We start from the raw sequence: 24,084 nt of genomic DNA on the forward strand, positions 1-24,084 counted from the left end.
CGCTGGCGGCCGGCATGACGACGATCGTCGCGCTCGCGTTCCTCATCCCTCTGGGCATCGCCGTCCAGAAGGACAATCGGGAGGACGCGCTGTCCGACGCTGCCCGCCGCAGCGGCATCGTGGCCGGCGCCCTCGCGGTCACCACCGACCCGGCGCAGCTCAACGTCGCGATCGAGGCCGCCGGCGGCGGCATCCACGTGCACGGCATCGAGGCCGGCGCGAAGTCGCGGGCCGCGGGCGTCGACATCGAGCGCGCCTCGGCCGGTGTCGAGCCCGTCGTGGTCGACGTCGACGGTGGCGCGCTGCGCCTGGAACCGGTCAGGGTCGGCAACCGGATCGCGGTGATCGAGGTCTTCGTGGCCGACCCGGTGCTCTCGGGCGGTTCTGGCCAGACCTGGCTGCTGCTGTTCGGCATCGCGCTGGCCCTGGTCGTGACCACCGTGATCGTGGTCGACCGGCTGGCCGGTCGGGCGGTCGGCGCCGCCCGCGAACTGGCCGCGGCCGCGGTTGGCCTCGGCGACGGCGACCTGCTGACCAGGGTCAAGCCGAGCGGGCCGCGGGAGCTGGTCGAGGCCGGGTTCGCGTTCAACCGGATGGCCGAGCGGCTCAGCGTCACCCGCACCGACGAGTTCGAGCTGGTCGCCGACCTTTCGCACCGGCTGCGTACGCCGCTGACGGTGTTGCGCCTCGACGCCGACGCCCTGGACTCCGACGACACCAGCATCGGCTCGTTCAGTGAGGCCGAGCTCGACCGGCGGCGCACGATCCGCCGCATCCGCCAGGCGATCGTGACCCTCGAGGGCGAGATCGACGTCCTGATCAAAACGACCCGCAAGACCATCTCGCAGGACGCGGGCCCAGGCAGTTGTGACGCGAGCGAGGTCGTACGCGAGCGGATGGTCTTCTGGTCCCAGCTCGCCGACGACCAGAACCGCCCGCACCGCGTGGTCGGCGCGCACACCCGCATCCAGGTGCCGGTGCCCCGGGCGGAGCTCGCCGCGGCCCTCGACGCCGTGATCGGCAACGTGTTCCGCTACACCCCGCAGGCCACCGCGTTCGAGGTGGCGATCTCGCGCCGCGACGGCTACGTAGCGGTCCGCGTCGACGACGCCGGCCCGGGCATCGCCAACCCGGAGCGCGCGCTGCGCCGGGGAGCCAGCGACCGCGGCTCGACGGGCCTGGGCCTCGACATCGCGAAGCGGGTCACCCTGACGGCACACGGCTCGGTCAGCATCGACCAGGCCCAACTGGGCGGCGCCAGCGTCGTCATGCTGCTCCGCGACCCGGACGTCCCGGTGAAGCAGGTCAGCCGGTTCGGCCTGGTCGGCCGCCTGGCCCGCGAACCCGCCGCCCGCCGCCGCCAACGCCGCCGCCCCGACGACGACTAAGGGCTTCACGGATCGTGATGGCGCCGCTGCGAGGTCGCGACGGCGCCGCTTGATCGTCCGGACAAGCCCTGGTCCGCGACGGTTCATCGGACCGTCGGCCGGCGGGCTCTTCCGGAAACGATCGACCGGCGGCGATACTGGCGCGGTGAAGCCGACCTTCCGCCGGACCGCCGGCCTCTTGATCGCCGCCGTCATCTCGCTGCTGGCGTGGCCGTCTGCGGCCTCGGCGCACGGCGGCGCGAAGATCACGGTCAACCACGACGGGCGAGGGTCGGTCTGGGTCAACGTGACCTACGAGGACGGCCATCCGGCTGAGGGCTTCGTCGACGCGACGCTGACCGCCAAGGAAGCCGACGGTACGACCGTGGCCCCGGCCAAGATGGTCCAGTCGTCGGCGCCCGGCACGTTGGTCTACATGAGCACCCTCCCGGCCGGCCAGTGGGCCGTCACGGTCGAGTTCGGGCCGCCCATCGCCCGCACCTGTAACGCGGCGTTCCAGGTCGGCACCGCCAACAACACCCAGCAGACCAACTGCGACGCACCGACCCCGTTGGCGGCGTCGGCCCCCGCGGGCTCCGGCGACGACGGCGGCAACGGCACCGCGTGGCTGCTGATCACGATCGCGGCCGTCGGCGGCCTGGTCTGTGCGGTCCTCGCCCTCAAGTTCCGCGGCCGCCGCCAGTCCGACCGCGCCGGCACCCCCGCACCGCAGCGCAAGCAGAAAGCGACCGCACGGAAGTAGCACGCGTTGCCCGGCGCAAAGGCTCGCGCGAGCGCGCGCTCCCGAGCAGAAAGCGACCAGTAGCGAGGCACCTCGCTCCGCGAGCGAGCCCACGCCTAAGCCGTGGCCCTTTTCGTGCGTTTGCTCTGCATCCATATACGCATCCCTCCCGAGCCGGACTGATGCGTATATGGATGCAGAGCAAAGCGACCGCATTAGATGATCTTTAACCCGCAATTCGGGGCGACCGAATCCCGAAAAGCGCCGCTCCGAAAACAATTTTCATGACCCACCCAGCGGAACAGGAATTCCTCTTCCGCATCCGGCGCGGGCAGGCCGGGACATTGACCTGCCCGCTGGCGACCGTTAAACCGCCGGAGCGGCGTACGCGGTGATCTCGTCGGTGATTCGGGTCTTCTCCCCCGCCGGCAGGAAAGAGGCCTCCACCGCGGCCACCGCCAACCGGGCCACTCCGGCCGCGTCGAGGCCCAGGAGCCGGGCCGCCACCGCGTACTCGTCGTTCAGGGTCGTGCCGAACATCGGCGGGTCGTCCGAGTTGATGTTGACCGGGACGCCGGCCGCGACCAACACGGGCAGCGGGTGCTCGTCCAGCGACGCCACCGCCCGCGTGCGGACGTTCGACGTCGGGCTGATCTCCAGCGGGATCCCGTGATCGGCCAGGTAGGCCATCAGCGCGGGGTCCGCCGCGGCCGAGATGCCGTGGCCGATGCGCTCCGCGCCCAGCTCACGGATCGCGTCCCAGATCGTCTCCGGGCCCGTGGTCTCACCGGCGTGCGGCACCAGGTGCAAGCCGGCCGCCCGGGCCTTCTCGAAGTACGGCTTGAACTGGGGGCGCGGCACGCCCACCTCCGGGCCGCCCAGGCCGAACGAGACCAGGCCGTCGGGGCGCTCGTCGAGGGCGATCCGAAGCGTCTCCTCGGCCGCCTCGAGCCCGGCCTCGCCCGGGATGTCGAAGCACCAGCGCAGCACGATGCCGAGCTCCTTCTCGGCCGCCAGCCGGGCGTCCTCGATGGCGCCGCAGAACTCGGGCGCCGGCATGCCGCGCCGCACCGACGAGTACGGCGTCACGGTCAGCTCGGCATACCTGACCTGCTGGCGGGCCAGCTCGCGGGCCACCTCGTAGGTCAGGATCCGGACGTCCTCAGGCTCGCGGATCAGGTCGACCACGGACAGGTAGACCTCGATGAAGTGCCGGAAGTCCCGGAACTCGAAGTACGAGGCCAGCGCCTCGATGTCGGTCGGCACCGGGGTGCTGCCGGCGTGCCGGGCGGCCAGCTCGGACACGATCCGCGGCGAGGCCGAGCCCACGTGGTGAACGTGCAGCTCGACCTTGGGCAGGCCGGCGATGAACTCGGCTAGGTCGGTCAAGAGAGTGCTCCTTGGACGTGCGCCACCACGAAGACGCGGCGGAAGGGGAAGAAGGCGCGATCATGGCGGATCGGGTACGCCGCCGCCAGCCGCTCACCCAGCTCGGCCCGGTAGGCGGCCCAGCCGGCCTCGTCGGCACCGAACGCCGCCCGGATCGGGCGCAGCGCGGTGCCTTCGAGCCAGGCGAGCACCGGGTGGTCGGCGGAGTTGCCGGGGAGCAGGTGCACGTAGGTAGTTTCCCAGGCGTCGACCGCGCAGTTCGAGGTCAGAGCGGCCGCGTATTCCGTGGCGGTGGGCACAGCCATCCGCCGGGCCACCCCGCTCAGAACGGACGAGAAGCGCGACGAGGCGGCCAGGTCGTAGACCGCGTCGTGGGCCGGCGACGAGAAGTTGCCGGGCACCTGGAACGCCAGCCACGCACCGATCGGCAGCGCGCCCACCCACCGCCGCAGCAGCTCGAGGTGGTCGGGCACCCACTGCAGCGCGGCGTTGGAGACGATCACGTCGACGCCCGGCGAGGGCGTGAAATCCCGCAGGTCACCGACGCTGAAGTCAACCGGCTCCCCCAACCCCCGGGCCGACGCGATCATCTCCTCCGACGAGTCGATCCCCCGCACCAGCGCCGACGGCCAACGGGCGGCCAACGTCGCGGTCAGGGTGCCGGGACCGCAGCCCAGGTCGACGACCTGGCGCGGGGCCTCGGCGGGGATACGGGCGACCAGCTCGTGGAACGGACGCGAGCGTTCGTCACCGAAGCGGCCGTAAACGGCAGGGTCCCACATGTGCTGCCACCTTCCGGGCGAGCCAAACCGTACGTACGTCTTGTTAAGCCAAACACACAGCGGGACCGCCGGCAAGGCCCTTTAAACGTTCCAGATAGGGTTCCCCCGTGGAGTACCGCGAGTTCGGCCGGATCGGCCGCGACGTGTCCGTTGTGGGCCTGGGCGCCTGGCAGCTCGGCGCCGACTGGGGCGAGGTGAGCGCCGACGACGCGTTCGCGACCCTCGACGCCGCCGTCGACGCGGGCACCACCTTCATCGACACCGCTGACGTCTACGGCGACGGCCGCAGCGAGCAGCTCATCGGTCAGTTCCTGCGCCGGCGACCGGAACAGATCATGGTGGCCACCAAGATGGGCCGCCGCGTTCCGCAGGAGCGGGCCAACTACACCGCCGCCAACTTCAAGGCCTGGACCGACCGGTCGCGGGCCAACCTCGGCGTCGACCGGCTCGACCTGGTGCAGCTCCACTGCCCACCGACCGCCGTGTTCGAGGACGACGAGATCTTCGACGCGCTCGACGCGCTGGTCGAGAACGGCGCGATCGCCGCGTACGGCGTCAGCGTGGAGACCGTCGACCAGGCCCTCACCGCGATCGCCCGCCCCCACGTGGCCAGCGTGCAGATCATCCTGAACGCGTTCCGCCTCAAGCCGCTCGACGCGGTGCTGCCCGCCGCGCGACAAAATGGCGTCGGCATCATCGCCCGGGTCCCGCTGGCCAGCGGGCTGCTCTCCGGCCGCTACACCGCGACCACCACGTTCGCGGCCGACGACCACCGCAACTACAACCGCCACGGCGAGTCCTTCGACGTGGGCGAGACCTTCTCGGGTGTCGACTACGAGACCGGCCTGCGCGCCGTCGAGCGGCTCAGGCAGCTCGTCCCGGCGGGCATGACCATGGCCCAGTTCGCGCTGCGCTGGGTGATCGACCAGCCGGGCATGACGGTCGTGATCCCGGGCGCCCGGGGCCCCGAGCAGGCCCGCGCCAACCTGGCCACGGCCGCATTCGCGCCGCTCAGCGCGGAGGCCCTCGAAGGCGTACGAGAAACCTATGACGAGCTCATCCGGCCGGCTGTCCACGACCGGTGGTGACGCGGGCATGACGGGCTGGCTGCGGCTGACGCTCGGCCTGTTGGCCATCGTCGTCGGTTTGGTGTGGACGCTCCAGGGCCTCGGCACCCTGCGGGGCAGCGTGATGTCGGGTGACGACATCTGGGCGATCATCGGCCCGATCGTCACCGCCATCGGCCTCGCGGTGCTGGTGGTCGGCCTGCGGGCCCGCACCCGGGCGAAGCGGCGGTAGACAGCGTTGAGCCCCGCATACAGGGCAGGATGCGGGGCTCGTCACCGACCCGTGCGAACGGGTCGCTCACTCGGCCGGCGCGTGGCCGGCGCTACGTCTGTATGGGAAACGTCAGATGGGGCGGACCTGCTCGGCCTGCGGACCCTTCTGGCCCTGCGCGATCTCGAACTCCACCCGCTGGTTCTCCTCCAGCGTGCGGTAGCCGCTGGTCTGGATGGCCGAGAAGTGGACGAACACGTCAGCACCCCCGCCGTCAACGGTGATGAAGCCGAAGCCCTTGTCTGCGTTGAACCACTTCACGGTTCCCTGCGCCATGTGTATCTCCTTGTCGAAACTGGCGGCCGAACGCCGTGCGGCCGGTTGGCCGTTTTCGAGCAGCGGCGCCTGAGTCGGCCTCCATCTCAGCGAAGGAGGTCTCTCAACCCCGATGTCTCAGCAACAGCGGGGAACAGCAAACCACGTACCGAAAAACTCCGCATAGCCTACCCGACGAATTTCTCCGACATGTGATCTGCGGCGTCGGAGTTCGATACCGGAATGGATACATCCGGGCTACGGGCATCGACGTCTCGCCCTGCGAGCGCTAGGGCGACGAGTGCCCCGATTCCACACAACACGGCTGTGGCCAGGAAAATCTCCCGATACTCCTGACGTAGTGCCTCCCCGACCGCTTTTTGGTACGCGGCCATCCGCTCCGCTTGGGTCGCAGCGTCCACACCGAACCCGAGCGGCGGTACGAGGTCGCTGGTCAGCTCCTGGAAACGGTGCAGGCCCCACCCGGTCAAGGCGGCGATCCCGACCAGCATGCCGACCGTACGCGCGACGACCGCGGCCGCCGACGCGATTCCGTGTTGCGCACTGGGCACCGCGCGAAGAACGGCGGCGGACAACGGCGCGATGACCAATCCAAGGCCCAAGCCGGCGAGTACGAGGTCCGTGTCCATCCGGGGCAAGGGGCCGAACTTCGCGGCGGCGAGGTCCGCGGGCCAGTTCGCGATCAGCAGGTACGCCACCGCGGCGAGGGCGAGCCCGCCGAAGGTCACGAGGCGCTCGCCGAGCCGCCGCGTGAGCAGCCCGCCCAGCACCGCCCCGACCGGCAACGCGATCAGGAACCGGGTGAGCACCAGCGCGCCGTCGAGCCCGTCGCGGCCGAGCGCGGTCTGCGCCAGCAACTGCACGTCGACCAGCGTGACCATCAGCGCGGCACCGGCCAGCGTGTTGGCCACGAGCGCGGCGGTGAACGGGCGCAGCCGCGCACCGTCGGGGTCCAGCAGCCGGGTGCGGGCCCGCGACTCCCACCAGACGAAGACGGCCACCACCGCGGCCACCGCGCCGAGCGTCGGCCAGCCCCAGCTCGGCAGGACGCCCTGGTCCGGGTCGGGGTTGTAGAGCGCGACCACCAGCAGGCCCAACGCCAGCGCCAGCAGCAGCCCGCCGACCACGTCGACCGGTTGGCGCTCGCGGCGCTCGGCGGCCCGGCCCGGCAGCCCGAAGTGCACCGCGAGCGCGACGAGCGCGGCCAGCGGCAGGTTGATCCAGAAGACCCCGCGCCAGCCGGCGACCGCCGCGATGACGGCGCCGTAGAGCGGGCCCAGCACGCTGCCGAGCTCCTGTGCGGCGCCGACCAGGCCCAGGGCCAGCGGGCGCTGGCGGACCACCAGGTCGGCGGCCAGCGCCATGGTCACCGGCAGCAGCGCACCGCCGGCCAGCCCCTGCACCGCGCGGCCGATCGCCAGCACGGTCAGGCCCGGGGCGAGCGCGGCGACCAGCGAACCGACCGCGAACCCGGCCAGGCAGACCTGGATCACCAGGCGCCGGCCGTAGCGGTCGGACAGGCGTCCCAGCAGCGGCATGCCGGCGACGTAGCCCAGCAGGTAGCAGGTGACCACCGGGGTGATCCGCTCCAGCCGGTTCACCGGCACGTCGAGGTCTTTCATGATCTCGACCAGGATCGTCACGACGACGTACGCGTCGAGCGCCGCCAGCAGCACCGCCACCCCGCCCGCGGACAGGGCGAGGCGACTCCTAGACCGCGGGAACGTCGACATTGACCGGTTTGCCGAAGTCCGCGAATTTGATCAGAACGGTGCCCTTGCCCTCACCGGGCACGGCGAACCGGAGCTGCTTGACCAGCGGCTTGTCGACACCGATCCAGACCGTGCCGGTCACGTCGCCGCTGACGCCCGGCACGAGGCCGGCCATCGCGGAGCCCTTGAAGGTCGCGTCGACCACGTAGTGCTCGACACCGTCGATCGTCTCGCGGCCCTTGGTGTTGCCCTCGGCGGTGGCGAGCACCGCGCCGATCCCCTTCTCCGGGTTGAGGATGGCCGTCGGGTCGTAGACCATCGCCGCCTGGGCCAGCGGCAGCTTCTGCCAGCCGGCGGTCAGCCCCTTGACGTACAGGAAATCGTCCTTGGCGATGAACTGCAGCTCGATCGGCATGCCGACCTGCTCGATCGTCGCGGTGCCCTGCGCGGTGCCGGTGTCGTCGATCGCGCCCTTGGCGGAGCGGATCGGCAGCGCGCCGGTGTCGCCCTCGGTTGTGATGTCGAACGCGGCCGAGGTGACCGTGCGCATCTGCGTGGCCGCGTTCGCGAGCAGCGTCGAGGCCACGGGCAGGCTCGGGTCGCCGGCCCCCGCGTCCTTGTCGTCGCCGCAGGCGGCTATGGAGGCCAACGCCGTCAAGAGGACGGCGATGATGAATGTACGGGGAGGGCGCATACCGGGATGCTACTCATCCCGGTGCGACCACCTGCGCTAGTCGTGCGGCCAGTAGCCGGTGAACTTACGGACGCCGGTGGCACCCGCCCGGTCGATCGACGCGCGGATGACGGCGACGATCGCACCCTGGAGCGCGGCGGCGAACAGGATCTCGCCCCAGCCACGGTCCTCGTCGATCGGGTGCGGCGCCGTGCGGTGCATGGTCATCGACCAGACGCGCTGGAACACCATGCCGGACAGCGTGCCGGCCGCGAGCCCGAGCACGATCCCCGCCGGTTTGTAGTTGGCCTTGCTGATTCGCTTGTCCACCGTGGTCCCCCCGTAGACCCCCGTGCGGACGCCGGCGCTAGCGACGGCGTCTGCGCATCACCAACAGAATGACAGCGACAGCACTCGCGGCGACGCCGATCAGCGTGGCTACCGGCACCGGATTCGGGCGCAGGGCGGCCTGGCCCCCCGGCCGGCCGCCGTTGCTGCTCATCCTGGTCGCCGCGGTGCTCGCCTTGGCCCGGAACCGCTCCCGGGCCTGGGTCGCCGAGCTCTTCATCCGCGCCTTGACGTCGGCCTTGGCCGCCAGCAGTTGGACCGTCTCGCCGAGCTCGGCCCGGGTGCGGCGGATCTCCGCGCGCAGCACGGCCGGATCCGACGACGTGCTCCCGTTGCCGCTGCCGTTTGAAGCTGTCATCGCCCCGAACCCCCTGAGATGCGGCCCTGGCCGCTCTTGTGGTGCCCGTTGCCCCGGAAGCCGTCCTTGACCGTCTGGACGTCTGCCTTGAGCCCCTCGGTGACGTCGGTCGGCATCGGCGGCACCGCCCGCTGGACCTGGCCCTTGCCGACCAGCGCGAAGAGGCCGGCGAGGATCAGCAGGAACGCGCCGACGATCAACGCCGACAGCCAGAGCGGCAGCGCGATGTCGATGGCGATCACCGCGGTGGCGATCAGCACCGCGATGCCGAAGAAGGCCAGGCCGCCGGCGCCGCCGAAGAGCCCGATGCCGATGCCGGCATGCTTGCCCTTCTGCGTCAGCTCGGCCTTGGCCAGGGCCAGCTCGTCGCGGACCAACCGGGAAACCTGTTCGGTGGCACGCTGCACCAGCTCGGACGTCGACGGATCGGCGTCGGCACGGGGCGGTGCGGCGGCGTTGCGGGCGTCGACCATCGGGCCTCCTCTCACGCTTCTTACGTATGCCCTGTGCACACGCCGGTCAATCCTCGTGTCCGGAGCGTGTCACGAGTGCATGGCGGATACCTCCTGGAACGGACATATCGCCATGATCAGTGTCTCAGACCTTGCGGTACTTCGACTGGAAGAAGCAGAACACACCAAAAGCGGCAATTCCCAGGGCCATCAGGGTCAGCAGGACGGCCCCGTACGCCTGGCCGCGGAGTGTCTCCAGGGCGGCGTCGAGGCCGCGCGCCTTCTCCGGGTCGTAGTTGGCCGCGGCGACGACGAACAGCACGCCGGCGATCCCGTACGCCACGCCCTTGGCGCTGTAACCGGTCATGCCGAGCCGCATGGTGAGCTTGCGGGTCTGCGGCGACATCGCACCGGTCTTGAGGTGCCGGGCGAACGCCTTCTTCACCCCGTAGACGACCAGCCCGATGCCGAGCCCGGCCAGGGCCAGCCCGGCGATGATCACGACGGCCCGGCCGCCGCCGCTGGACAGCAGGCCTTCCGTCGTCTTCTGCTGGCTGTCGGCCGAGGAGGCGGGCTTGCCCTGGAAGACCTTCCAGGCGGTGTACGCGAAGTAGGCGTAGACGACCGTGCGGAACGCCGAGGCGATCCGTTCGAACACCCGCCGCTTGCCCTGCTCGTCGGTGTGCCCGATCAGCGCCTCGGAGAGCTGCCAGATCGCCATCGCGACCAGACCGACGCCGATCGCGATCACCAGGAACTTGCCCAGCGGCTGCTCGGCGAGCTTCATCATGGCCCCGGACTGGTCACCCTCGGCGGCGGGCTTCCCGAAGGCGATCTGCAGCGCCAACCAGGCGAACAGCAGGTGGACGATCCCGTACCCGATGAAGCCCGCTCGGGTCAGTGCTTCGAGTGCGGAGCTGTTGGCGGCTCGGGACGCTGTTGACTCTGCGCGGCTGACTGCTGACATGGCGGTCAATGTGCCCCGCCATGCCAGCCTCTCAAACGTCGTCAGCCGGGGTTGCGGGCGATCTGGACGGAAACCTCGCTGTCGGTGATGGACGACAGCGAGACCAACAGGCCACCCACGTCGACCGCCTGGCCGCCAGTGCTCAGCGAGATCTGCTCGCCGGCCACCTCGAGGGTGACGGTATTGGCGTCGGCCTGCACGAACTTGGCGTTCACACCGAGGATGCTGGCGTTGCCCTGGACACCCCGGTCGAAGGTGACGGTGCACTGGTCGAGGCCGCAGTTGGTGGATGCTCCTTCGGAGCTGCAGCCGGCGAGAAGGGCGCCGCCAAGGGCGAGCGCCGCGAGAAGGCTCACGGTCGTTCGTCGCGTAATCACCCGCCCAAGGGTACGGACCGGTGTCCACCCAGGAGCCGGCCGGCCGCCGCGCGCAGCGCTCCGAGCTCGCGCTCGGCCCACCCCTCGCCGATCGAGTCGGTACCGCGGAAGGCGGGCTTGTCGACCAGGTGGAAGTGCAGGTTGGTGATCAGCGCGCGCACGGTGAACCAGGGCAGCGCGGCGAGGTCTTCGGCTCCGAGCGGGCGCACGGTGCGATAGCCGGCCAGGAACGCCGGCCACCACGGTGTCGTGGCGACGCCGCGACGAGCAATACGATCAGCTCGCGGTCGGCCGGCTCCAGGACCGCCCGGAGCCGCTCCAGCACGGGGCCACGGTCCCCCGAACTCGCGTGCTTTCTGGTCGCTGATCGACCCGGAGTGCCCGCCGGGAGCCCACTCCCAGAGCACGTACGAGCGTTCCCCTTGAGCCGCGTCGCGCGTACCCGATAGGTTTCCATGTTTTGATCTCCCGCCTTGACCATCGGCACACCGCTCGACCGATTTCCACCCGGTAGACGTCGTTGACCAGGGTGCGGAGCAACACAGCACCCTTGACCCGCAGGTCGTACGCGTCGGACACGAGCGCCGCGACGGCGTCCGGGGCGAGCAGAGATCGCAGAGGGCGGGTCACGAGGTAGAACTGTATGCGTGGAAACCGAGGTCAGGGACAACCCCGACAAACACCGCTTCGAGCTCACGGCGGACGGCGAGCTGGCCGGCTTCTCCGCCTACCGGCTGCGCGAGGGCGCGATCACCTTCACACACACCGAGATCGAGCCGCGCTTCGAGGGCAAGGGCCTGGGCAGCAAGCTGGCCCGGGCGGTGCTCGACTCGGCGCGTGAGCGGGGGTTGCGGGTCTACGCGCAGTGCCCGTTCATCGCCGGCTACATCGACAAGCACCCCGAGTACCAGGACCTGCTGGCCACCGAATGACGATGCTGGCCATCCGCGCGGCCCGGCTGTTCGACGGGACCGGCACCACCACGGACCCCATCGTGTACGTCCGGGACGGCATCGTGGTCGGTGTCACCGCCGGCGGGACACCGCCCTCCGACGCCGAGGTGCTCGACCTCGGCCCGGTGACGCTGCTGCCGGGCCTGGTCGACGCGCACACCCACCTCGTGTTCGACGCTGGGCCGGACCCGGTCGGCCGGCTGCGCGCGGTGTCCGACGACGAGCTGCTGCGCGGCGCCCGGGAGGCGGCCACGCGGGCGCTGCACGCCGGCATCACGACGGTCCGCGACCTGGGCGACCGCGGCTATGTGACGCGGCGCCTGCGAGCGGAGTACGACCGCGCCCCACACACCGGCCCCCACGTGCTGTCGGCGGGCCCACCGATCACCAGCCCACGCGGCCACTGCTGGTGGCTGGGCGGTGAGACCTCGGGCGTCGACGGCATCCGTTCGGCGGTCGCCGCGCGCGCCGCGCACGGCGTCGACGTGATCAAGGTGCTGGCCACGGGCGGCGAGATCACCCCGGGCACTCGACCGTATCTTCCGCAGTTCTCCCCCGCCGAGCTGGCCGCGGCGGCGGACGAGGCACACCGGCACGGGTTGCCGGCGGCCGCACACGCCCACAGCGCGGAGGCGATCGCGGCGGCTGTCGACGCGGGTTTCGACACGGTCGAGCACGGCTCGTTCCTGACCGCCGACGGCGCCGCCCCCGACCACGAGGTCATCGCGAAGCTGGCCGCGAGCGGCACGATCGTCTCGGCCACGCTGGGCTACCTGCCGGGCGAGCCGGTGCCACCGCAGACGGCGAAGATCTCCGCGACCCTGACCTCGATCTTCACCGCTCAGCGCGACGCCGGGGTCCGGATGATCGTCACCAGCGACGCGGGCATCGGGCCGTCGAAACCGCACGACGTCCTCCCGTACGCGGCCGAGATGTTCCTGCTCTTCGGCGACCCGCCACCGGCGGCCCTGCGCGCGGTGACCTCGGACGCGGCAGCCGCGTGCGGTCTCGGTGCCACCAAGGGCCGGGTGGCGGCGGGTTACGACGCGGACCTGCTCGCCGTCGCCGGAGACCCGGCCAGCGACATCACCGCCCTGCGCGACGTCCGCGCGGTCTTCCGCGCGGGGGTGCGGGTCCGCTAAGGCTTGACGGCGCCGTAGAGGAAGACGTCGACCAGGTCTTCGACCGCGACCGTGCGCGGGCCGGCGGGTGCGCCGACCCGGGCCGGGAAGAGCAGGCCGAGGAACGCGTGCACGAGGGTCTCGACCGGGAGCCTCAGGCGGTCCCGGTCGGGCTCGATGACCTCCGCGATGGCGGCGAAGGTGACGCTGACCGAGCGCTCCCGGCCGCCGGGGACCGGCTCGCGGCGCGGGCCGGTGTGACCGGTGGCGTGCAGCGCACCGAGCACGGAACCGACCCGGGCGAAATGCGCGTCGAGCGCGTCGGCCGCGTCCACGAGACGGACCGCGAGCGGCTGGTCGAGCGGGATCGACCGAAGCTCCTGAAGCACGACGGTCGGATCGAGCGCGGCCGCGACCACCGCCTCGAGCACCGCCTGCTTGTCGTCGAAGACGCGGAAGATGGTCGCCTCGCCGATGCCGGCCGCCCGGGCGATCTGGGCGGTGGTCACCGCGGCCCCGTGCTCGGAAACCAACGGCAACGCGGCCCGGACCACGGTCTCGCGGCGTTGCTCGGGACTCATTCCGGGCGCGCGACGCCGGCTCTCGGTCTCGGTCATGCCCGAAACCCTAGCGGAGTGAGCACTCACTCCGCTAACCGGTTTCAGCCGCGGCCCGCCAACAGTTCGGCGGCGGCCAGGCCGCTCGAGCGGGTGGCGCCGTGCGTGGCCAGGTGGGTGGCGCCGACCACCGCGGCCGGAACCCCGAGCTCGACCACCACCGCGTCAGGCCGCAGCCCCAGCGCCGACCGCACCAGCGTGCCCATCCAGGCGTGCCGGTGGAGGTCCCGCACCACCAGCACGAGCGGTCGACCCGCGGCCGAAGCGACCACCGACGACGCCTCGGCGCCGTCCGAAGCGGTCAGCCGCACGGCGGTCGTGCCCGGCAACAGAGCCGCCAACGGCGCGGCGACCCCCCACGGCGTGTCCGTGCCCGCCGCCATGTTCGCCGGCGGGGACAGCTCGACCACGTGCGGCACCCCGCCCAGCGGCAACACGGGCGCGGCGCCCCCGACCTTCACCGCGCGCCGGGCGGCGGCCAGCCCGACCGGTGACCCGGCGGCGCCGTACCACAGTCCCGAAACAGCACCCGCCCGCGCCGTCGCGGCCCACGCCGCCAGGTGTTCGACCCGCTTCGCCGCCTCGATCAGGCGGTCCTCGGCCAGCCGGCCGGCGACCACCGCGCCGGCGATGGCCTGGCGCAGTCGCTCCGCGGTGGCCTCGTCGGCCAGCTCGCCGCCCACGCAGATCGCGTCGGCGCCCGCCGCCAGTGCGGCGATCACGCCGCCCTCGAAGCCGAAGCCGTCGACCACCGCGCGCATCTCCATGGCGTCGGTGATCACCGCGCCCTGGAAGCCGAGCTCGTCGCGCAGCAGTCCGGTGAGGACGGACCGGCTCAGCGTTGCCGGCAGGTGCGGGTCGACGGCCGGCACCAGCAGGTGGCCGGTCATCACCGCCTGGACGCCGGCGGCGATCGCGGCGCGGAACGGCGCCAGCTCGACCGCGTCGAGGCCCGCCCGGTCGCGCGGGATGTGCGGCAGGTCGTGGTGCGAGTCGACGGCCGTGTCGCCGTGGCCCGGGAAGTGCTTGGCGCAGGCGGCCACCCCGGCGGACTGCAGGCCCGTGACCCACGCCCCGGTGTGCCGCGCGACGAGGGCCGGGTCGGCGCCGAAGCTGCGTACACCGATCACCGGGTTGTCGGGGTTGTTGTTGACGTCGGCGTCCGGCGCGTAGTCGAGGTTGATGCCCACCGCGGCCAGTTCCCGGCCGAGGTCGCGGGCGACCTCCTCGGTGAGCGCCACGTCGTCGACCGCGCCCAGCGCCAGGTTGCCCGGCCGGGAGCTGCCGGTCCGCGACTCGAAGCGGGTGACGTCGCCGGCCTCCTCGTCGAGGGCGATCAGCAGGTCGGCCCGCTCCGCGCGCAGCGCCGCGGTCAACGCCGCGATCTGCTCCGGGTCGCGGACGTTGCGGGCGAACAGCGCCACACCGCCGAGCCCCTCCCCCAGCCACCGGCGCACCCAGTCGGGCGGCGTGGTGCCCACGAACCCTGGTTGCAGAACGGTCGCGGCCAGCCGCAGCAGTTCGCCGCCAGGCTCGGTCATGTGTGCTTACCCCCCCGCTTGGGCCATCACTGTCCGTGCCATGGTCACACCGCCCCCGGAAATAGTCAACAAACCTTCCAGTTGTTGGCGACGCTACAGTGCCGGCATGCGGTGGGCGGCGGACAACGTGAGTTGGTACGACATACCGGGTGTCCAGATCTTCGGGGCGATCTTCGGCATACTGATTGTCATCTATGCGATCCGGCGCATCTTCAAATAGCGTTTCGCGCCCACGCCGCCCGGGTATCGCCGCTCCGCGATGAGACCAACCTTCACCGCCCTGCGTCTGCGCCGGGCCGCCCGTACCCTCTTCGGCTGGAAGACCCTGCGTCCCGGCCAACTCGACGCGATGCGCGCGATCCTGCGCGGCCATGACGTGCTCGCCGTCATGCCCACCGGTGCCGGCAAGTCGGCGCTCTACCAGGTGCCGGCGACCCAGCTGCCCGGCCCGACCGTGGTGATCTCCCCGCTGCTCGCGTTGCAGCAGGACCAGATCGGCGGGCTGGAGCGACGCGGCGCGGCCCCGCTCAAGGCGGTACGCGTCTCGTCGGCCGAGACACCGAAGCAGCAACAGGCCGCGCTGGCCGCGTTGCGCGACGGCAGCGCCGAGTTCCTGTTCATCACGCCGGAACAGCTCGCCGACCCCGACCGGCTCGCCGAGGTCAAGGCGTGCAAGCCGTCGCTGGTCGCGGTCGACGAGGCGCACTGCATCTCGGCGTGGGGGCACGACTTCCGTCCCGACTACCTGGCGCTCGGCCACGTGATCCGGCAGCTCGGCCGCCCGCCCGTGGTGGCACTGACCGCGACCGCGTCGCCTCCGGTGCGTGACGACATCGTCGAACGACTCGGCCTGCGCAAGCCCAAGATCATGGTCACCGGGCTCGACCGGCACAACCTGTTCCTCGAAGCCGCGAACTGCCCGACCGAGGACTACCGCTGGCGCCGCCTCCAGGCGTTGCTCGCGGAGGGTGAGACCCCGGGCATCGTGTACGTGCCGACCCGGCGCGGTGCCGAGGAGCTGGCGACCCGGCTGCGGGCGGCCGGCCACGAGGCCGCGCACTACCACGGCGGCATGGCGACCGGCGCACGCGAGAAGCTGCACGAGGAGTTCCTCGCCGACAAGGTGCCGATCATGGTCGCCACGTCGGCGTTCGGCATGGGCATCGACAAGCCGAACATCCGCTGGGTGGCGCACGTCGCGCTGCCGGACTCGCCGGACAGCTACCTGCAGGAGATCGGCCGCGCCGGCCGCGACGGGCTGCCCGCGCGCACCCTGCTGCTCTGGCGCGCCGAGGACGAGGGTCTGCAGCGGTTCTTCACCGGTGCCCTGCCGGCGCTGGACGAGCTGCGGGACCTGGCCGCCGTGCTGCGCGCCGACGGGCCGTTCACCAAGACCGCGTTGCGGGAGCGCACCGGTTTCGGCGCCCGCAAGCTCGGCCAGCTCGTCGCCCTGCTGGAGCACGTCGGCGGCGCCGTCACCCGATCGGGCGGCAAGATCGGGACTCCACGGTACGCGCCGCAGCCCGCCGACGCCGCCGCGCTCGCGGTCGCCGAGGCCGAACGACAGCAGAACCTGTCCAAATCACGGACGGACATGATGCGCGGGTACGCGGAGGCGCGCGGCTGCCGGGGCCAGGCGCTGCTGGCGTACTTCGGCGAGAAGATGAACCACGTCTGCGGCCACTGCGACAACTGCGTGGCGGGCCGGGCCGTGGCGGACAACGGCGCCGTCGGCCCGTTCCCGGTGCACAGCACGGTCAAGCACGCCGAATGGGGCTCCGGGATGGTGATGGGCTACGAGGACGACAAGATGACGGTGCTGTTCGACGAGGTCGGGTACAAGACCCTGTCGGTGCCGGTCGTCTCGGAACAGGGGCTGCTGGTAGCCGACCCGCGTTGACTAGGCTCTGCGTTGACTGTTGGACGAAAGGTGCTCGACGTGACTGACCTTCCGGTGTTCACCGAGTTCGGCTTCACCGACTCCGAATGGGGGCTGCTCGTCGGCCTGCCGCAGTCGGTGCTGACCGCCGCCAGCGCGGCCGAACACGACGGCACCCGCCGCACCCTGGCCGAGAACGCGGCCGGCCTCGAGGCGATCTCCGAGGGCCGCGAGTCGCCGAGCAAGCTGGTCTCGGCCGTCGCGGCGGAGCTCGTCACCCGGGTCGGCGACCCGGAGAGCGGCGCGGAGCTGCCGGCCATCGAGCCGTCGGACCCGGCCGGCTACGCCACCGACGTGCTGGGCCGGGCGCGCGCCGCCGCGGAGCTGCTGACCGCCAAGGCCAGCGAGGGTGACACCGGCGCCTACAAGCACTGGCTGGTGACGATCGCCGAGCAGGTGGTCACCGCGGCACCCAGCGGCGGCATCCTCGGCATCGGCGGCGACGTGGTCACCGACACGGAGCGCGCCTTCCGCGACCGGCTCGCCACGGTCCTCAACGACTGAGGTGCTGGCCTACGCGGCCCACGGGCCGCTGGACGCGCCGGTCGTGTTGCTGGGCAGTTCCCTCGGCACGACCGGCGCGATGTGGGCGCCGCAGGTCGCCGCGCTTCGTGACCAGTTCCGGGTCGTCGCGTTCGACCATCGTGGACACGGCGGCTCACCGGTGCCGCCTGGTCCGTACACCATCGAAGACCTGGGCCACGACGTCGTCGCCCTGCTCGACGAGCTCGGCCTGGAACGGGTGCACTACGCCGGGCTGTCGCTCGGTGGCATGGTCGGGATGTGGCTGGCCGCGCACGCGCCGCAGCGGGTCGACCGGTTGGCGTTGCTGTGCACCGCCGCGCACCTGCCTCCGGCGACCGGCTGGCACGAGCGGGCCGCCACCGTGCGGGCCGCCGGGATGAGCGCGGTCGCGGACGCCGTTGTGGCGCGCTGGTTCACGCCCGCGTTCAACCCGACCGACGTGGCCGGCTTCACGAAGGCCCTGGTGGCGATCAACCCCGAAGGCTATGCCGGCTGTTGCGAGGCGATCGCGGCCATGGATCTGCGCCCGGTGCTGTCCCGGATCACCGCGCCGACCCTGGTGATCGCCGGCGAGGCCGACCCGGCCACGCCGCCGCCGCTCCTGCAGGCCATTGTGGACGCTGTGGGCGACGCCGAACTCGCCCTGCTGCCCGACGCGGCGCATCTGGCCAATGTGGAGCAGGCCGACCGGGTGACCGACCTGCTCCGGCGGCACTTCACAGCCGGGTGAACCGCACCGCGTCCGCGACGACGTAGCCGGTGCCGCTCGTCCACCGGCTCACCCCGACCTTGTTGCCGGCGCCGGCCGGGAGGGTGAAGACGCCCAGCGGCACCCACTGACCGCCGCCCGTACGCTGGTTGACCGTCACCGACTGGTTCCCGGTCGTCGTGGCCACGATGTACGGCGCCAGGTTGTTGTAGCCCGCGTCGGCCGGATACCAGACGTTGATCGCGTACGAGTCGGTGGCGGGCGTGGTCGCCGCGTACCAGGCGACGTCGCTCGACGACACCGGGCTCGCGAACCGGTAGTCGGCACCGAACCGCTGCGCCGAGAAGGCCGACGTGCCCCAGTTGGCGCTGGCGGTGAAGCCCGGCCCGGAGTTGTCGACGGTCGCGGTCCACTCCTCCCCCGGCGGCGGCCCCTGCGGCGGGCTCACGTCGAGGTAGTTGCGGTCGATCCGGATCGTCACGCCGCCCCAGGTCTCGGTGACCTCACCCGCGTACTGGTGCAGCCGTTGATGGTTGGCGTAGTAGTCGTCGGGGCAGTAACTGCCGGCGTCGGTGTCCGCGACCCCGTTCCACCAGGCGATCCAGAGCTGGTCGAGCCGGGTGTACGCGGTGTCGTTGTAGGCGTCGCAGACGTCGCGGATGCCGGAGGACCCGCTGGAGTACATGCCGGACAGGTAGCCGCGGACGTGCAGCCGCTCGGTCCAGCCGGACAGGAACGACAGCACGGCGGCCTTGCACGAGGCGGTCGACGGATAGTGCTCGATGTCGTTGTAGATCGTGCTGCCGGCCCCGATCCCCAACGCCTGGGCCGCACTGACGGCACTGTCGGCGGCGCTGCCACCCTGCGTGCGGGCGGTGGCCGGGTTGGCGGACATCTTCGGCGTACGCGTGCCGCACGGCGCCTGGTAGCCGAGCTCGATCGGAATCAACCGCCACCCGTTGGCGACCTGGTTGGCGACCCAGGTGGCGGTCAGGTTGGGCTGCGCACAGGACCGGCTGCCACCGCTGATGTAGATGCCGACGGCCCGGTACGGCGAACTGGCCCGCCAGGCGTTCATCGCGGCCTGCGACGGCGCGGCGCAGGTGTCGAACCCACGCCCGACAAACGTCCCGGGCTGCGGCGGCGTGGCCGCCAGGGCAACCCCGGACGCCGGCACGGTCAGCCATGCCACGGCGCCTAGAAGCAACCCGAGCATCCGTGCGACAGTCCCACGCATCAGCCGGCTCCCAGCCTCGAAGATTTCTTGCGTACCCACATCGCGACCTGAAATTTTCTACCATAAATTCACCAACGGCGATACGTGTACGCGGGAAGGCGGAGCGACGTGGCACTGCCCGAGTCGACCCAGGCGGCTACCGAGCGGCGCCACGATCGCTCTCTTCCTGTCCGAAATGGGCTTCTCGGCGGCCGCACCCCAGATCGCGTCGTTCCTGGTGATCGACCTGGGCGGCTCGCTCACCGCGGCCGGGCTGTTCTCTCTCACCAACCTGACGGCGCCGGTGGCCGGATACCTGGTCGGCGCGCGGTCGGACCGCACCGGCCGGCGCCTGGGCCTCTTCCGCGGCTGCGCCGTCGCGGGCTTCGTGGGCTGGACGGCGATCGCGTTCTCCACGCAGCTGTGGATGCCGTACGTCCTCGGCGCGGTCCTGCTCGCCTTCGCGGGTGCCGCCACCTCGCAACTGTTCGCCGCCATCCACGATGAGCTCACCGCACGCCCGGATCCCGGCAACGACGGCGTCGTGGCCATCGTGCGGATGGCCCTGACAGCCGGCTGGGTCGTCGGCCCCGTAGCCGGCGCCTTCCTCGCCGCCCAAACGTCGCCACGCACCATGCTCTTCGCGTCAGCGCTCGTCACCCTCGCCCAGGTGATCCCGCTGCGCACGCCGACCCGGAGCCGGACCTGCCACCAACCGCCGACGTCTACGTGGGCATGATCCCGGCCGACGGAGTGCAACTGCTGGTGCGGGCAAGGAAGCTCCTGGGCGCGGATTGGCGGTTCGGGGATCTGCGGGGCCTGCTGGCCACCCAACCGTTCCTAGCGGCGAGGTCAGCCCAGCTGTACGCGCTGCACCGCGACCTGGAACACACCCCAGAGCTACGCCCACACCTGCTCTACGCCACCGACCACGGCCTGAAAACGGTATGGCCGACAAACAGCCCAGAAAGCCGGTGACGTGACAGAACCACGGGGCACGATGCACGGCTGGATCTGGCGTGCGAATCTGGTGCCGTTCGCCGAGATGATCGCTGATCTCGTCAGATCTGGACTCGATGACGGCGCACTCACGGCCGGCGTGGAAAGCTCTGACGCCGACGACAGCTGGTTCGGGTTCGTTCTCGACGGGCGGCCCCGCGTGGAGATGCGCTTCGCTCGCACAGACGAGACAGTGCTGGTCGACGTGGAGTTGGACGGCATCGGCGAGCCGCTCGAGGTCAGGATCGGGCTGTTGCTGGACCTTTGTAACCGATACCGGCTGACACCCGACGCTGGCTGATCTCAGCCTCGCGCACCGCTGGATTCTGGCGGGCGTCGATTGCGTGAACAGCGGATTTCGTGTGATCCAACCGTCTGGCGGCCGTGTTGACCTTGGTCGCGGACGCGTGGTGGACTACCCGGGTCGGAGCTTGTTGCCAACACTATGCAATAGCCGGTCCGGCGCAATATGCTACCGGCGACCTTGCCGCCACGACCCGTGACCACGGTTGTCCGGTGGCTCGATCGCCTTGGGGAGGGGGGTCCATGAACGGTGTGGCGATGCACATCGCCAACGGCATCGTCAACGCGCAGGTGTCGGCGATCTTCGCCGCCATCGCCGCGGCGGCGCTGGCGATCTGTGTGTGGCGCGGACGCGCCGATCTCGACGACCGGCTGGCGCCGATGGCCGGCCTGGTAGCGGCGTTCATCTTCGCCGTGCAGATGCTCAACTTCCAGGTGCTCCCAGGCGTCTCCGGCCACCTGCTCGGCGGCACGCTCGCGGTGGTGCTGGTCGGCCCCTGGGTCGGCGCCCTCTGCGTCTCGACGGTGCTGATCATCCAGTGCCTGCTGTTCGCCGACGGCGGTCTGACCGCCCTCGGTCTCAACATCACCAACATGGCCGTGGTCGGCACGGCGGCCGGCTACCTGCTCGTCGCCGGTCTGCTGCGGGTGCTGCCCAAGACGCCGCGCGGCGTCGCGATTACCGCCTTCGTCGCCTCGGTGGTCAGCGTGGTCGTGGCGTCGCAGGCCTTCGTGCTCGAGTACGCGCTCGGCGGCACCACCGAGCTCAACCTGACCACCATCGCCGGCACGATGGCCGCTGCGCACGTCCTCATCGGCATCGGTGAGGGCCTGATCGCGGCGGTCACCGTCGCGACCGTGGCGCGGGTCCGACCCGACCTCGTGTACGCCCTGCGCCGGTTCCGCAAGACCGCGAGCCCGAGCCCGAAGCCGGCCGTGCCCGCCCCGGCTGTGGGAGGTGCGGCGTGAAGAAGCGTCTCGGTTGGTTCATCGCCGGCGGCCTGCTGGTCGCCGCCCTGCTGGCCGGCGTGGTCTCCAGCTTTGCCTCGTCGAGCCCCGACGGCCTGGACGCGGCCGCCCGCAAGGGCTGCACGTTCGACGCCGACGACAACATCACCGGCGGCACCTGCATGGTCCAGCAGGAGCAGGACCACCAGATGAAGGACAGCCCGCTGGCCGACTACGGCATCAAGGGCATCGACAACGAGTACCTGTCGACCGGCCTGTCCGGCATCCTCGGCGTCGCGGTCACCTTCGCCATCGGTGGGGGTGTCTTCTGGCTGGTCCGCCGGCGCGGCAACAACGGCGGCGACAACCAGGACAACGAGCACACCGAGGACCACGCGCCCTCGGGAGCGACGAGCGCCTGATGGGCGCCGGCCACGCTCACCCGCTCCACCTCGACCACGACAGCCGGGTCCACCGGCTGCCCGCCGAGGTGAAGATCGTGGCTACCCTGCTGTTCACGATCGTTGTGGTGATCACCCCCCGCGAGAAGTTCGTAGCCTTCGCCGGCTACCTCCTGCTTCTCGTGGGGGTGCTGGTCGTCGCCAAGGTCCCGCCCGGCTGGCTGGCCAAGCGGGCCACGATCGAGCTCCCGTTCGTACTCCTGGCGATCGCCCTGCCCTTCGCCGGGCACGGCGAACGCGTCCACTGGCTCGGCATGTCGTTGTCGGTCGACGGCCTCCACGGCGCCTGGAACATCTTCGCCAAGGGCACCCTGGGCGTGCTGGCCTCGCTGCTGCTGGCCGCCACCACCACCGCCCGCGACCTGCTGCTCGGCCTCGACCGGCTACGCTGCCCGCAGGTCTTCACCCAGATCGCGACCTTCATGCTCAGATACCTCGACATCCTCGCCGACGATGCCCGCCGGATGCGCGTCGCGCGCCTCTCCCGCGGCTATGACCCGCGCTTCCTGTGGCAGGTCAAGGCCTTCGCGGTCGGCGTGGGCGCGTTGTTCATCCGCTCCTACGAGCGCGGCGAGCGCGTCTACCTGGCCATGGTGGCCCGCGGCTACTCCGGTCGGCTGCCCCGCCCCGAAGGAACAGGAGCCACGACCGCCGATTGGGTACGCTCCGCGACTCTCCCGATCGCCGCCGGCGTGATCGCCCTCGTGGCGGTGCTGGCATGACCGCCTCGCTGACCATCGAAGATCTGCACTTCGCCTACCCCGACGGGCGGGAGGTGCTGCACGGTGTCGACCTCACGGTCGGCGAGGGCGAGCGGGTCGCGCTGCTGGGTCCCAACGGCGCCGGCAAGACCACGCTCGTGCTGCACATCAACGGGATCCTGCACGCCGGGTCCGGCTCGGGCGCGGGCACGGTCGACGTGGCCGGCCTGACCGTGAACCCCGCCGACCGGGCTGGCATCGCGGAGATCCGGCGCCGGGTCGGCATCGTGTTCCAGGACCCGGACGACCAGCTCTTCATGCCGACCGTCGCGGAGGACGTGGGCTTCGGCCCGGCCAACCTCGGGCTCAAGGGCGAGGAGCTCAAACAGCGGGTCGACGAGGCGCTCGCCGCGGTCGGCATGACGGAGCATCGGGACCAGGTGCCGCACCACCTGTCGTTCGGTCAGCGGCGCCGGGTCGCGGTCGCCACCGTGCTCGCGATGCGCCCGGAGATCCTGGTCCTCGACGAGCCGTCGTCCAACTTGGACCCGGCGAGCCGGCGCGAGCTCGCCGACATCCTGCGGGCCCTGCCGGTCACCGTGCTGATGGTCACGCACGACCTGCCGTACGCGCTGGAGCTCTGCCCCCGCTCGGTGATCCTCGACGGTGGCCGCATCGCGGCCGACGGCAAGACCGCGGACCTGCTCGGCGACGCCCACCTGATGCGCGGCCACCGCTTGGAGCTCCCGTTCGGCTTCGACCCGGCGTTCGCCGCCGCGCGGCTGCCGTCCACTTAGGAAACGGCTACCAGCGCTGGGTCTCGTTGCGGTGGCCGAGCGCGGCCCAGGCCTCGGACACCGTCTGGAACCGGACGCCGGTGGGGAGCCGGTCGATCTCGGCGAGCACGTCGTCCGGCGCCTCGTTGCGGCGCGCGTCCTGGCGCAGGCGGTCGCGGTCGCCCGGCAGCGCGGACCGGTTGATGTAGCGCCCGAACCGGCTGCGCAGCTCGACCTCCTCGGCCGTCATGCCCTGCGGCGCGCCCGAGCCGTCGTCGCCCTCCGGGACCAGGCTGGCCTCGGGCTCGCCGTCGCCGGGCGGTTCGCTCTCCCGGAACTCCTCGGCACGGCCGCCGGTGGTGCCCTTCACGATGCCGTCGACCTCGTGCGCGAGCTCGTCGTCGACCCGTGGACTGTGTTTTGCGTTGCCCCGCTCCATGCGTTCCGGGCTACCCGCGCGTCCGGCGGCTAAACCGGCCCGGCAGACCCAACCG

At 71.3% G+C, this 24,084-nt stretch carries 31 protein-coding genes; 16 read left to right on the forward strand and 15 right to left on the reverse strand.

Features of this window, described 5'->3' with window-relative positions; translation table 11 throughout:
* The first annotated feature begins 14 nt into the window (after positions 1–14).
* Complete coding sequence (locus tag CHC05_RS36725; RefSeq protein ID WP_089255258.1) at positions 15–1,388, forward strand: HAMP domain-containing sensor histidine kinase; 1,374 nt, start codon at positions 15–17, stop codon at positions 1,386–1,388.
* 145 nt (positions 1,389–1,533) lie between these two features.
* Complete coding sequence (locus CHC05_RS36730) at positions 1,534–2,130, forward strand: hypothetical protein (RefSeq protein WP_089255259.1); 597 nt, start codon at positions 1,534–1,536, stop codon at positions 2,128–2,130.
* A 345-nt stretch (positions 2,131–2,475) separates the two neighbouring features.
* Here CHC05_RS36730 and CHC05_RS36735 read toward each other — a convergent pair whose 3' ends face one another.
* Complete coding sequence (locus tag CHC05_RS36735) at positions 2,476–3,498, reverse strand: adenosine deaminase (protein WP_089255260.1); 1,023 nt, start codon at positions 3,496–3,498, stop codon at positions 2,476–2,478.
* Positions 3,495–4,280 carry a trans-aconitate 2-methyltransferase gene (locus tag CHC05_RS36740; protein WP_089255261.1) on the reverse strand — a complete coding sequence of 262 codons (786 nt, stop codon included), beginning with the start codon at positions 4,278–4,280 and terminating at the stop codon, positions 3,495–3,497. Before CHC05_RS36740 ends, CHC05_RS36735 begins: the two co-directional genes overlap by 4 nt.
* Positions 4,281–4,387: 107 nt before the next feature.
* Here CHC05_RS36740 and CHC05_RS36745 point away from each other — a divergent pair, with 107 nt between their 5' ends.
* The gene (locus tag CHC05_RS36745; RefSeq protein ID WP_089255262.1) at positions 4,388–5,368 is read left to right on the forward strand and encodes an aldo/keto reductase; all 981 of its coding nucleotides are present in this window, start codon (positions 4,388–4,390) and stop codon (positions 5,366–5,368) included.
* Positions 5,328–5,579: a hypothetical protein gene (locus CHC05_RS36750; protein WP_342745722.1), complete on the forward strand. Its 252-nt coding sequence runs from the start codon at positions 5,328–5,330 to the stop codon at positions 5,577–5,579. The genes CHC05_RS36745 and CHC05_RS36750 overlap by 41 nt, the downstream gene beginning before the upstream one ends.
* 111 nt (positions 5,580–5,690) lie before the next feature.
* On the opposite strand, the gene CHC05_RS36755 is transcribed toward CHC05_RS36750, so the two are convergent.
* The 9 genes from CHC05_RS36755 to CHC05_RS36795 form a co-directional block, all read right to left on the reverse strand.
* On the reverse strand, positions 5,691–5,894 hold the full coding sequence (locus tag CHC05_RS36755; RefSeq protein ID WP_007075740.1) for a cold-shock protein: 204 nt from the start codon (positions 5,892–5,894) through the stop codon (positions 5,691–5,693).
* A 167-nt stretch (positions 5,895–6,061) separates the two neighbouring features.
* A complete protein-coding gene (locus tag CHC05_RS36760) occupies positions 6,062–7,627 on the reverse strand; it encodes an MFS transporter (protein ID WP_089255264.1) in 1,566 nt (521 codons plus the stop codon).
* A complete protein-coding gene (locus CHC05_RS36765; RefSeq protein ID WP_089255265.1) occupies positions 7,605–8,300 on the reverse strand; it encodes an LppX_LprAFG lipoprotein in 696 nt (231 codons plus the stop codon). Before CHC05_RS36765 ends, CHC05_RS36760 begins: the two co-directional genes overlap by 23 nt.
* A gap of 36 nt (positions 8,301–8,336) precedes the next feature.
* Positions 8,337–8,609, reverse strand: a complete 273-nt coding sequence (locus CHC05_RS36770) for a DUF4235 domain-containing protein (protein ID WP_089255266.1) — start codon at positions 8,607–8,609, stop codon at positions 8,337–8,339.
* A gap of 37 nt (positions 8,610–8,646) precedes the next feature.
* Positions 8,647–8,985 carry a DUF3618 domain-containing protein gene (locus tag CHC05_RS36775; protein ID WP_089255267.1) on the reverse strand — a complete coding sequence of 113 codons (339 nt, stop codon included), beginning with the start codon at positions 8,983–8,985 and terminating at the stop codon, positions 8,647–8,649.
* A complete protein-coding gene (locus tag CHC05_RS36780; protein ID WP_089255268.1) occupies positions 8,982–9,458 on the reverse strand; it encodes a phage holin family protein in 477 nt (158 codons plus the stop codon). Before CHC05_RS36780 ends, CHC05_RS36775 begins: the two co-directional genes overlap by 4 nt.
* Positions 9,459–9,582: 124 nt before the next feature.
* Positions 9,583–10,404 carry a DUF1206 domain-containing protein gene (locus CHC05_RS36785; protein WP_089255332.1) on the reverse strand — a complete coding sequence of 274 codons (822 nt, stop codon included), beginning with the start codon at positions 10,402–10,404 and terminating at the stop codon, positions 9,583–9,585.
* Between the two features lie 41 nt (positions 10,405–10,445).
* Positions 10,446–10,781, reverse strand: coding sequence for a hypothetical protein (locus tag CHC05_RS36790; RefSeq protein ID WP_089255269.1), 336 nt, complete (start codon positions 10,779–10,781; stop codon positions 10,446–10,448).
* Complete coding sequence (locus CHC05_RS36795; protein ID WP_089255270.1) at positions 10,778–10,990, reverse strand: hypothetical protein; 213 nt, start codon at positions 10,988–10,990, stop codon at positions 10,778–10,780. The genes CHC05_RS36790 and CHC05_RS36795 overlap by 4 nt, the downstream gene beginning before the upstream one ends.
* A gap of 438 nt (positions 10,991–11,428) precedes the next feature.
* On the opposite strand from CHC05_RS36795, the gene CHC05_RS36800 reads away from it, so the two are divergent.
* Together CHC05_RS36800 and CHC05_RS36805 are read left to right on the forward strand one after the other, a co-directional pair.
* The gene (locus CHC05_RS36800) at positions 11,429–11,713 is read left to right on the forward strand and encodes a GNAT family N-acetyltransferase (protein ID WP_089255271.1); all 285 of its coding nucleotides are present in this window, start codon (positions 11,429–11,431) and stop codon (positions 11,711–11,713) included.
* A gap of 2 nt (positions 11,714–11,715) precedes the next feature.
* Entirely contained in the window at positions 11,716–12,876 is a 1,161-nt protein-coding gene (locus CHC05_RS36805; protein WP_089255333.1) for an amidohydrolase family protein, read from the forward strand.
* Here CHC05_RS36805 and CHC05_RS36810 read toward each other — a convergent pair.
* Together CHC05_RS36810 and CHC05_RS36815 are read right to left on the reverse strand one after the other, a co-directional pair.
* Complete coding sequence (locus CHC05_RS36810; protein ID WP_089255272.1) at positions 12,873–13,472, reverse strand: TetR/AcrR family transcriptional regulator; 600 nt, start codon at positions 13,470–13,472, stop codon at positions 12,873–12,875. The two genes, CHC05_RS36805 and CHC05_RS36810, sit on opposite strands and share 4 nt — an antisense overlap.
* A 44-nt stretch (positions 13,473–13,516) precedes the next feature.
* Positions 13,517–15,013, reverse strand: a complete 1,497-nt coding sequence (locus CHC05_RS36815) for a glycoside hydrolase family 3 N-terminal domain-containing protein (protein WP_089255273.1) — start codon at positions 15,011–15,013, stop codon at positions 13,517–13,519.
* A gap of 259 nt (positions 15,014–15,272) precedes the next feature.
* Here CHC05_RS36815 and CHC05_RS36820 point away from each other — a divergent pair, with 259 nt between their 5' ends.
* Genes CHC05_RS36820 through pcaD form a run of 3 tightly spaced genes read left to right on the forward strand, consistent with a single transcriptional unit; the run spans position 15,273 to position 18,207 of the window.
* Complete coding sequence (locus CHC05_RS36820) at positions 15,273–16,913, forward strand: RecQ family ATP-dependent DNA helicase (protein ID WP_089255274.1); 1,641 nt, start codon at positions 15,273–15,275, stop codon at positions 16,911–16,913.
* Between the two features lie 39 nt (positions 16,914–16,952).
* Positions 16,953–17,456, forward strand: coding sequence for a hypothetical protein (locus CHC05_RS36825; RefSeq protein ID WP_089255334.1), 504 nt, complete (start codon positions 16,953–16,955; stop codon positions 17,454–17,456).
* A gap of 1 nt (position 17,457) precedes the next feature.
* Positions 17,458–18,207 (forward strand): 3-oxoadipate enol-lactonase, encoded by a 750-nt coding sequence (gene pcaD, locus CHC05_RS36830; protein ID WP_245871405.1) that lies wholly within the window; start codon positions 17,458–17,460, stop codon positions 18,205–18,207.
* Here pcaD and CHC05_RS36835 read toward each other — a convergent pair.
* Positions 18,194–19,423, reverse strand: a complete 1,230-nt coding sequence (locus CHC05_RS36835; RefSeq protein WP_089255275.1) for a glycoside hydrolase domain-containing protein — start codon at positions 19,421–19,423, stop codon at positions 18,194–18,196. The genes pcaD and CHC05_RS36835 overlap by 14 nt on opposite strands.
* On the opposite strand from CHC05_RS36835, the gene CHC05_RS36840 reads away from it, so the two are divergent.
* The 7 genes from CHC05_RS36840 to CHC05_RS36870 all read left to right on the forward strand — a co-directional run bounded on the left by CHC05_RS36840 (position 19,332) and on the right by CHC05_RS36870 (position 23,611).
* Positions 19,332–20,141 (forward strand): MFS transporter, encoded by an 810-nt coding sequence (locus tag CHC05_RS36840; protein WP_281257795.1) that lies wholly within the window; start codon positions 19,332–19,334, stop codon positions 20,139–20,141. The two genes, CHC05_RS36835 and CHC05_RS36840, sit on opposite strands and share 92 nt — an antisense overlap.
* Positions 20,132–20,380 carry a hypothetical protein gene (locus tag CHC05_RS42190; protein ID WP_089255277.1) on the forward strand — a complete coding sequence of 83 codons (249 nt, stop codon included), beginning with the start codon at positions 20,132–20,134 and terminating at the stop codon, positions 20,378–20,380. The genes CHC05_RS36840 and CHC05_RS42190 overlap by 10 nt, the downstream gene beginning before the upstream one ends.
* A gap of 22 nt (positions 20,381–20,402) precedes the next feature.
* Entirely contained in the window at positions 20,403–20,702 is a 300-nt protein-coding gene (locus CHC05_RS36850) for a hypothetical protein (RefSeq protein WP_089255278.1), read from the forward strand.
* 245 nt (positions 20,703–20,947) lie between these two features.
* Positions 20,948–21,673: an energy-coupling factor ABC transporter permease gene (locus CHC05_RS36855; protein WP_089255279.1), complete on the forward strand. Its 726-nt coding sequence runs from the start codon at positions 20,948–20,950 to the stop codon at positions 21,671–21,673.
* On the forward strand, positions 21,670–22,074 hold the full coding sequence (locus CHC05_RS36860; protein WP_089255280.1) for a PDGLE domain-containing protein: 405 nt from the start codon (positions 21,670–21,672) through the stop codon (positions 22,072–22,074). The genes CHC05_RS36855 and CHC05_RS36860 overlap by 4 nt, the downstream gene beginning before the upstream one ends.
* Positions 22,074–22,835 carry a cobalt ECF transporter T component CbiQ gene (gene cbiQ, locus CHC05_RS36865; RefSeq protein WP_089255281.1) on the forward strand — a complete coding sequence of 254 codons (762 nt, stop codon included), beginning with the start codon at positions 22,074–22,076 and terminating at the stop codon, positions 22,833–22,835. Before CHC05_RS36860 ends, cbiQ begins: the two co-directional genes overlap by 1 nt.
* On the forward strand, positions 22,832–23,611 hold the full coding sequence (locus CHC05_RS36870; protein WP_089255282.1) for an energy-coupling factor ABC transporter ATP-binding protein: 780 nt from the start codon (positions 22,832–22,834) through the stop codon (positions 23,609–23,611). The genes cbiQ and CHC05_RS36870 overlap by 4 nt, the downstream gene beginning before the upstream one ends.
* A gap of 7 nt (positions 23,612–23,618) precedes the next feature.
* Here CHC05_RS36870 and CHC05_RS36875 read toward each other — a convergent pair whose 3' ends face one another.
* Complete coding sequence (locus CHC05_RS36875) at positions 23,619–24,029, reverse strand: DUF2795 domain-containing protein (protein ID WP_089255283.1); 411 nt, start codon at positions 24,027–24,029, stop codon at positions 23,619–23,621.
* Positions 24,030–24,084 lie beyond the last annotated feature (55 nt).

The sequence above is a fragment of the Asanoa hainanensis genome (assembly GCF_900188485.1).
Classification (GTDB): Bacteria; Actinomycetota; Actinomycetes; order Mycobacteriales; family Micromonosporaceae; genus Asanoa; species Asanoa hainanensis.

Excerpts from the sequence above, each read along its gene's own strand:
- CHC05_RS36725 (WP_089255258.1), top strand. The coding sequence starts at position 15 with ATGACGACGATCGTCGCGCTCGCGTTCCTCATCCCTCTGGGCATCGCC.
- CHC05_RS36740 (WP_089255261.1), bottom strand. The coding sequence starts at position 4,280 with ATGTGGGACCCTGCCGTTTACGGCCGCTTCGGTGACGAACGCTCGCGT.
- CHC05_RS36750 (WP_342745722.1), top strand. The coding sequence starts at position 5,328 with ATGACGAGCTCATCCGGCCGGCTGTCCACGACCGGTGGTGACGCGGGC.
- CHC05_RS36755 (WP_007075740.1), bottom strand. The coding sequence starts at position 5,894 with ATGGCGCAGGGAACCGTGAAGTGGTTCAACGCAGACAAGGGCTTCGGC.
- CHC05_RS36760 (WP_089255264.1), bottom strand. The coding sequence starts at position 7,627 with ATGTCGACGTTCCCGCGGTCTAGGAGTCGCCTCGCCCTGTCCGCGGGC.
- CHC05_RS36765 (WP_089255265.1), bottom strand. The coding sequence starts at position 8,300 with ATGCGCCCTCCCCGTACATTCATCATCGCCGTCCTCTTGACGGCGTTG.
- CHC05_RS36775 (WP_089255267.1), bottom strand. The coding sequence starts at position 8,985 with ATGACAGCTTCAAACGGCAGCGGCAACGGGAGCACGTCGTCGGATCCG.
- CHC05_RS36780 (WP_089255268.1), bottom strand. The coding sequence starts at position 9,458 with ATGGTCGACGCCCGCAACGCCGCCGCACCGCCCCGTGCCGACGCCGAT.
- CHC05_RS36785 (WP_089255332.1), bottom strand. The coding sequence starts at position 10,404 with ATGTCAGCAGTCAGCCGCGCAGAGTCAACAGCGTCCCGAGCCGCCAAC.
- CHC05_RS36805 (WP_089255333.1), top strand. The coding sequence starts at position 11,716 with ATGCTGGCCATCCGCGCGGCCCGGCTGTTCGACGGGACCGGCACCACC.
- CHC05_RS36810 (WP_089255272.1), bottom strand. The coding sequence starts at position 13,472 with ATGACCGAGACCGAGAGCCGGCGTCGCGCGCCCGGAATGAGTCCCGAG.
- CHC05_RS36815 (WP_089255273.1), bottom strand. The coding sequence starts at position 15,013 with ATGACCGAGCCTGGCGGCGAACTGCTGCGGCTGGCCGCGACCGTTCTG.
- CHC05_RS36820 (WP_089255274.1), top strand. The coding sequence starts at position 15,273 with ATGAGACCAACCTTCACCGCCCTGCGTCTGCGCCGGGCCGCCCGTACC.
- CHC05_RS36835 (WP_089255275.1), bottom strand. The coding sequence starts at position 19,423 with ATGCGTGGGACTGTCGCACGGATGCTCGGGTTGCTTCTAGGCGCCGTG.
- CHC05_RS36850 (WP_089255278.1), top strand. The coding sequence starts at position 20,403 with ATGCACGGCTGGATCTGGCGTGCGAATCTGGTGCCGTTCGCCGAGATG.
- CHC05_RS36855 (WP_089255279.1), top strand. The coding sequence starts at position 20,948 with ATGAACGGTGTGGCGATGCACATCGCCAACGGCATCGTCAACGCGCAG.
- cbiQ (WP_089255281.1), top strand. The coding sequence starts at position 22,074 with ATGGGCGCCGGCCACGCTCACCCGCTCCACCTCGACCACGACAGCCGG.
- CHC05_RS36870 (WP_089255282.1), top strand. The coding sequence starts at position 22,832 with ATGACCGCCTCGCTGACCATCGAAGATCTGCACTTCGCCTACCCCGAC.
- CHC05_RS36875 (WP_089255283.1), bottom strand. The coding sequence starts at position 24,029 with ATGGAGCGGGGCAACGCAAAACACAGTCCACGGGTCGACGACGAGCTC.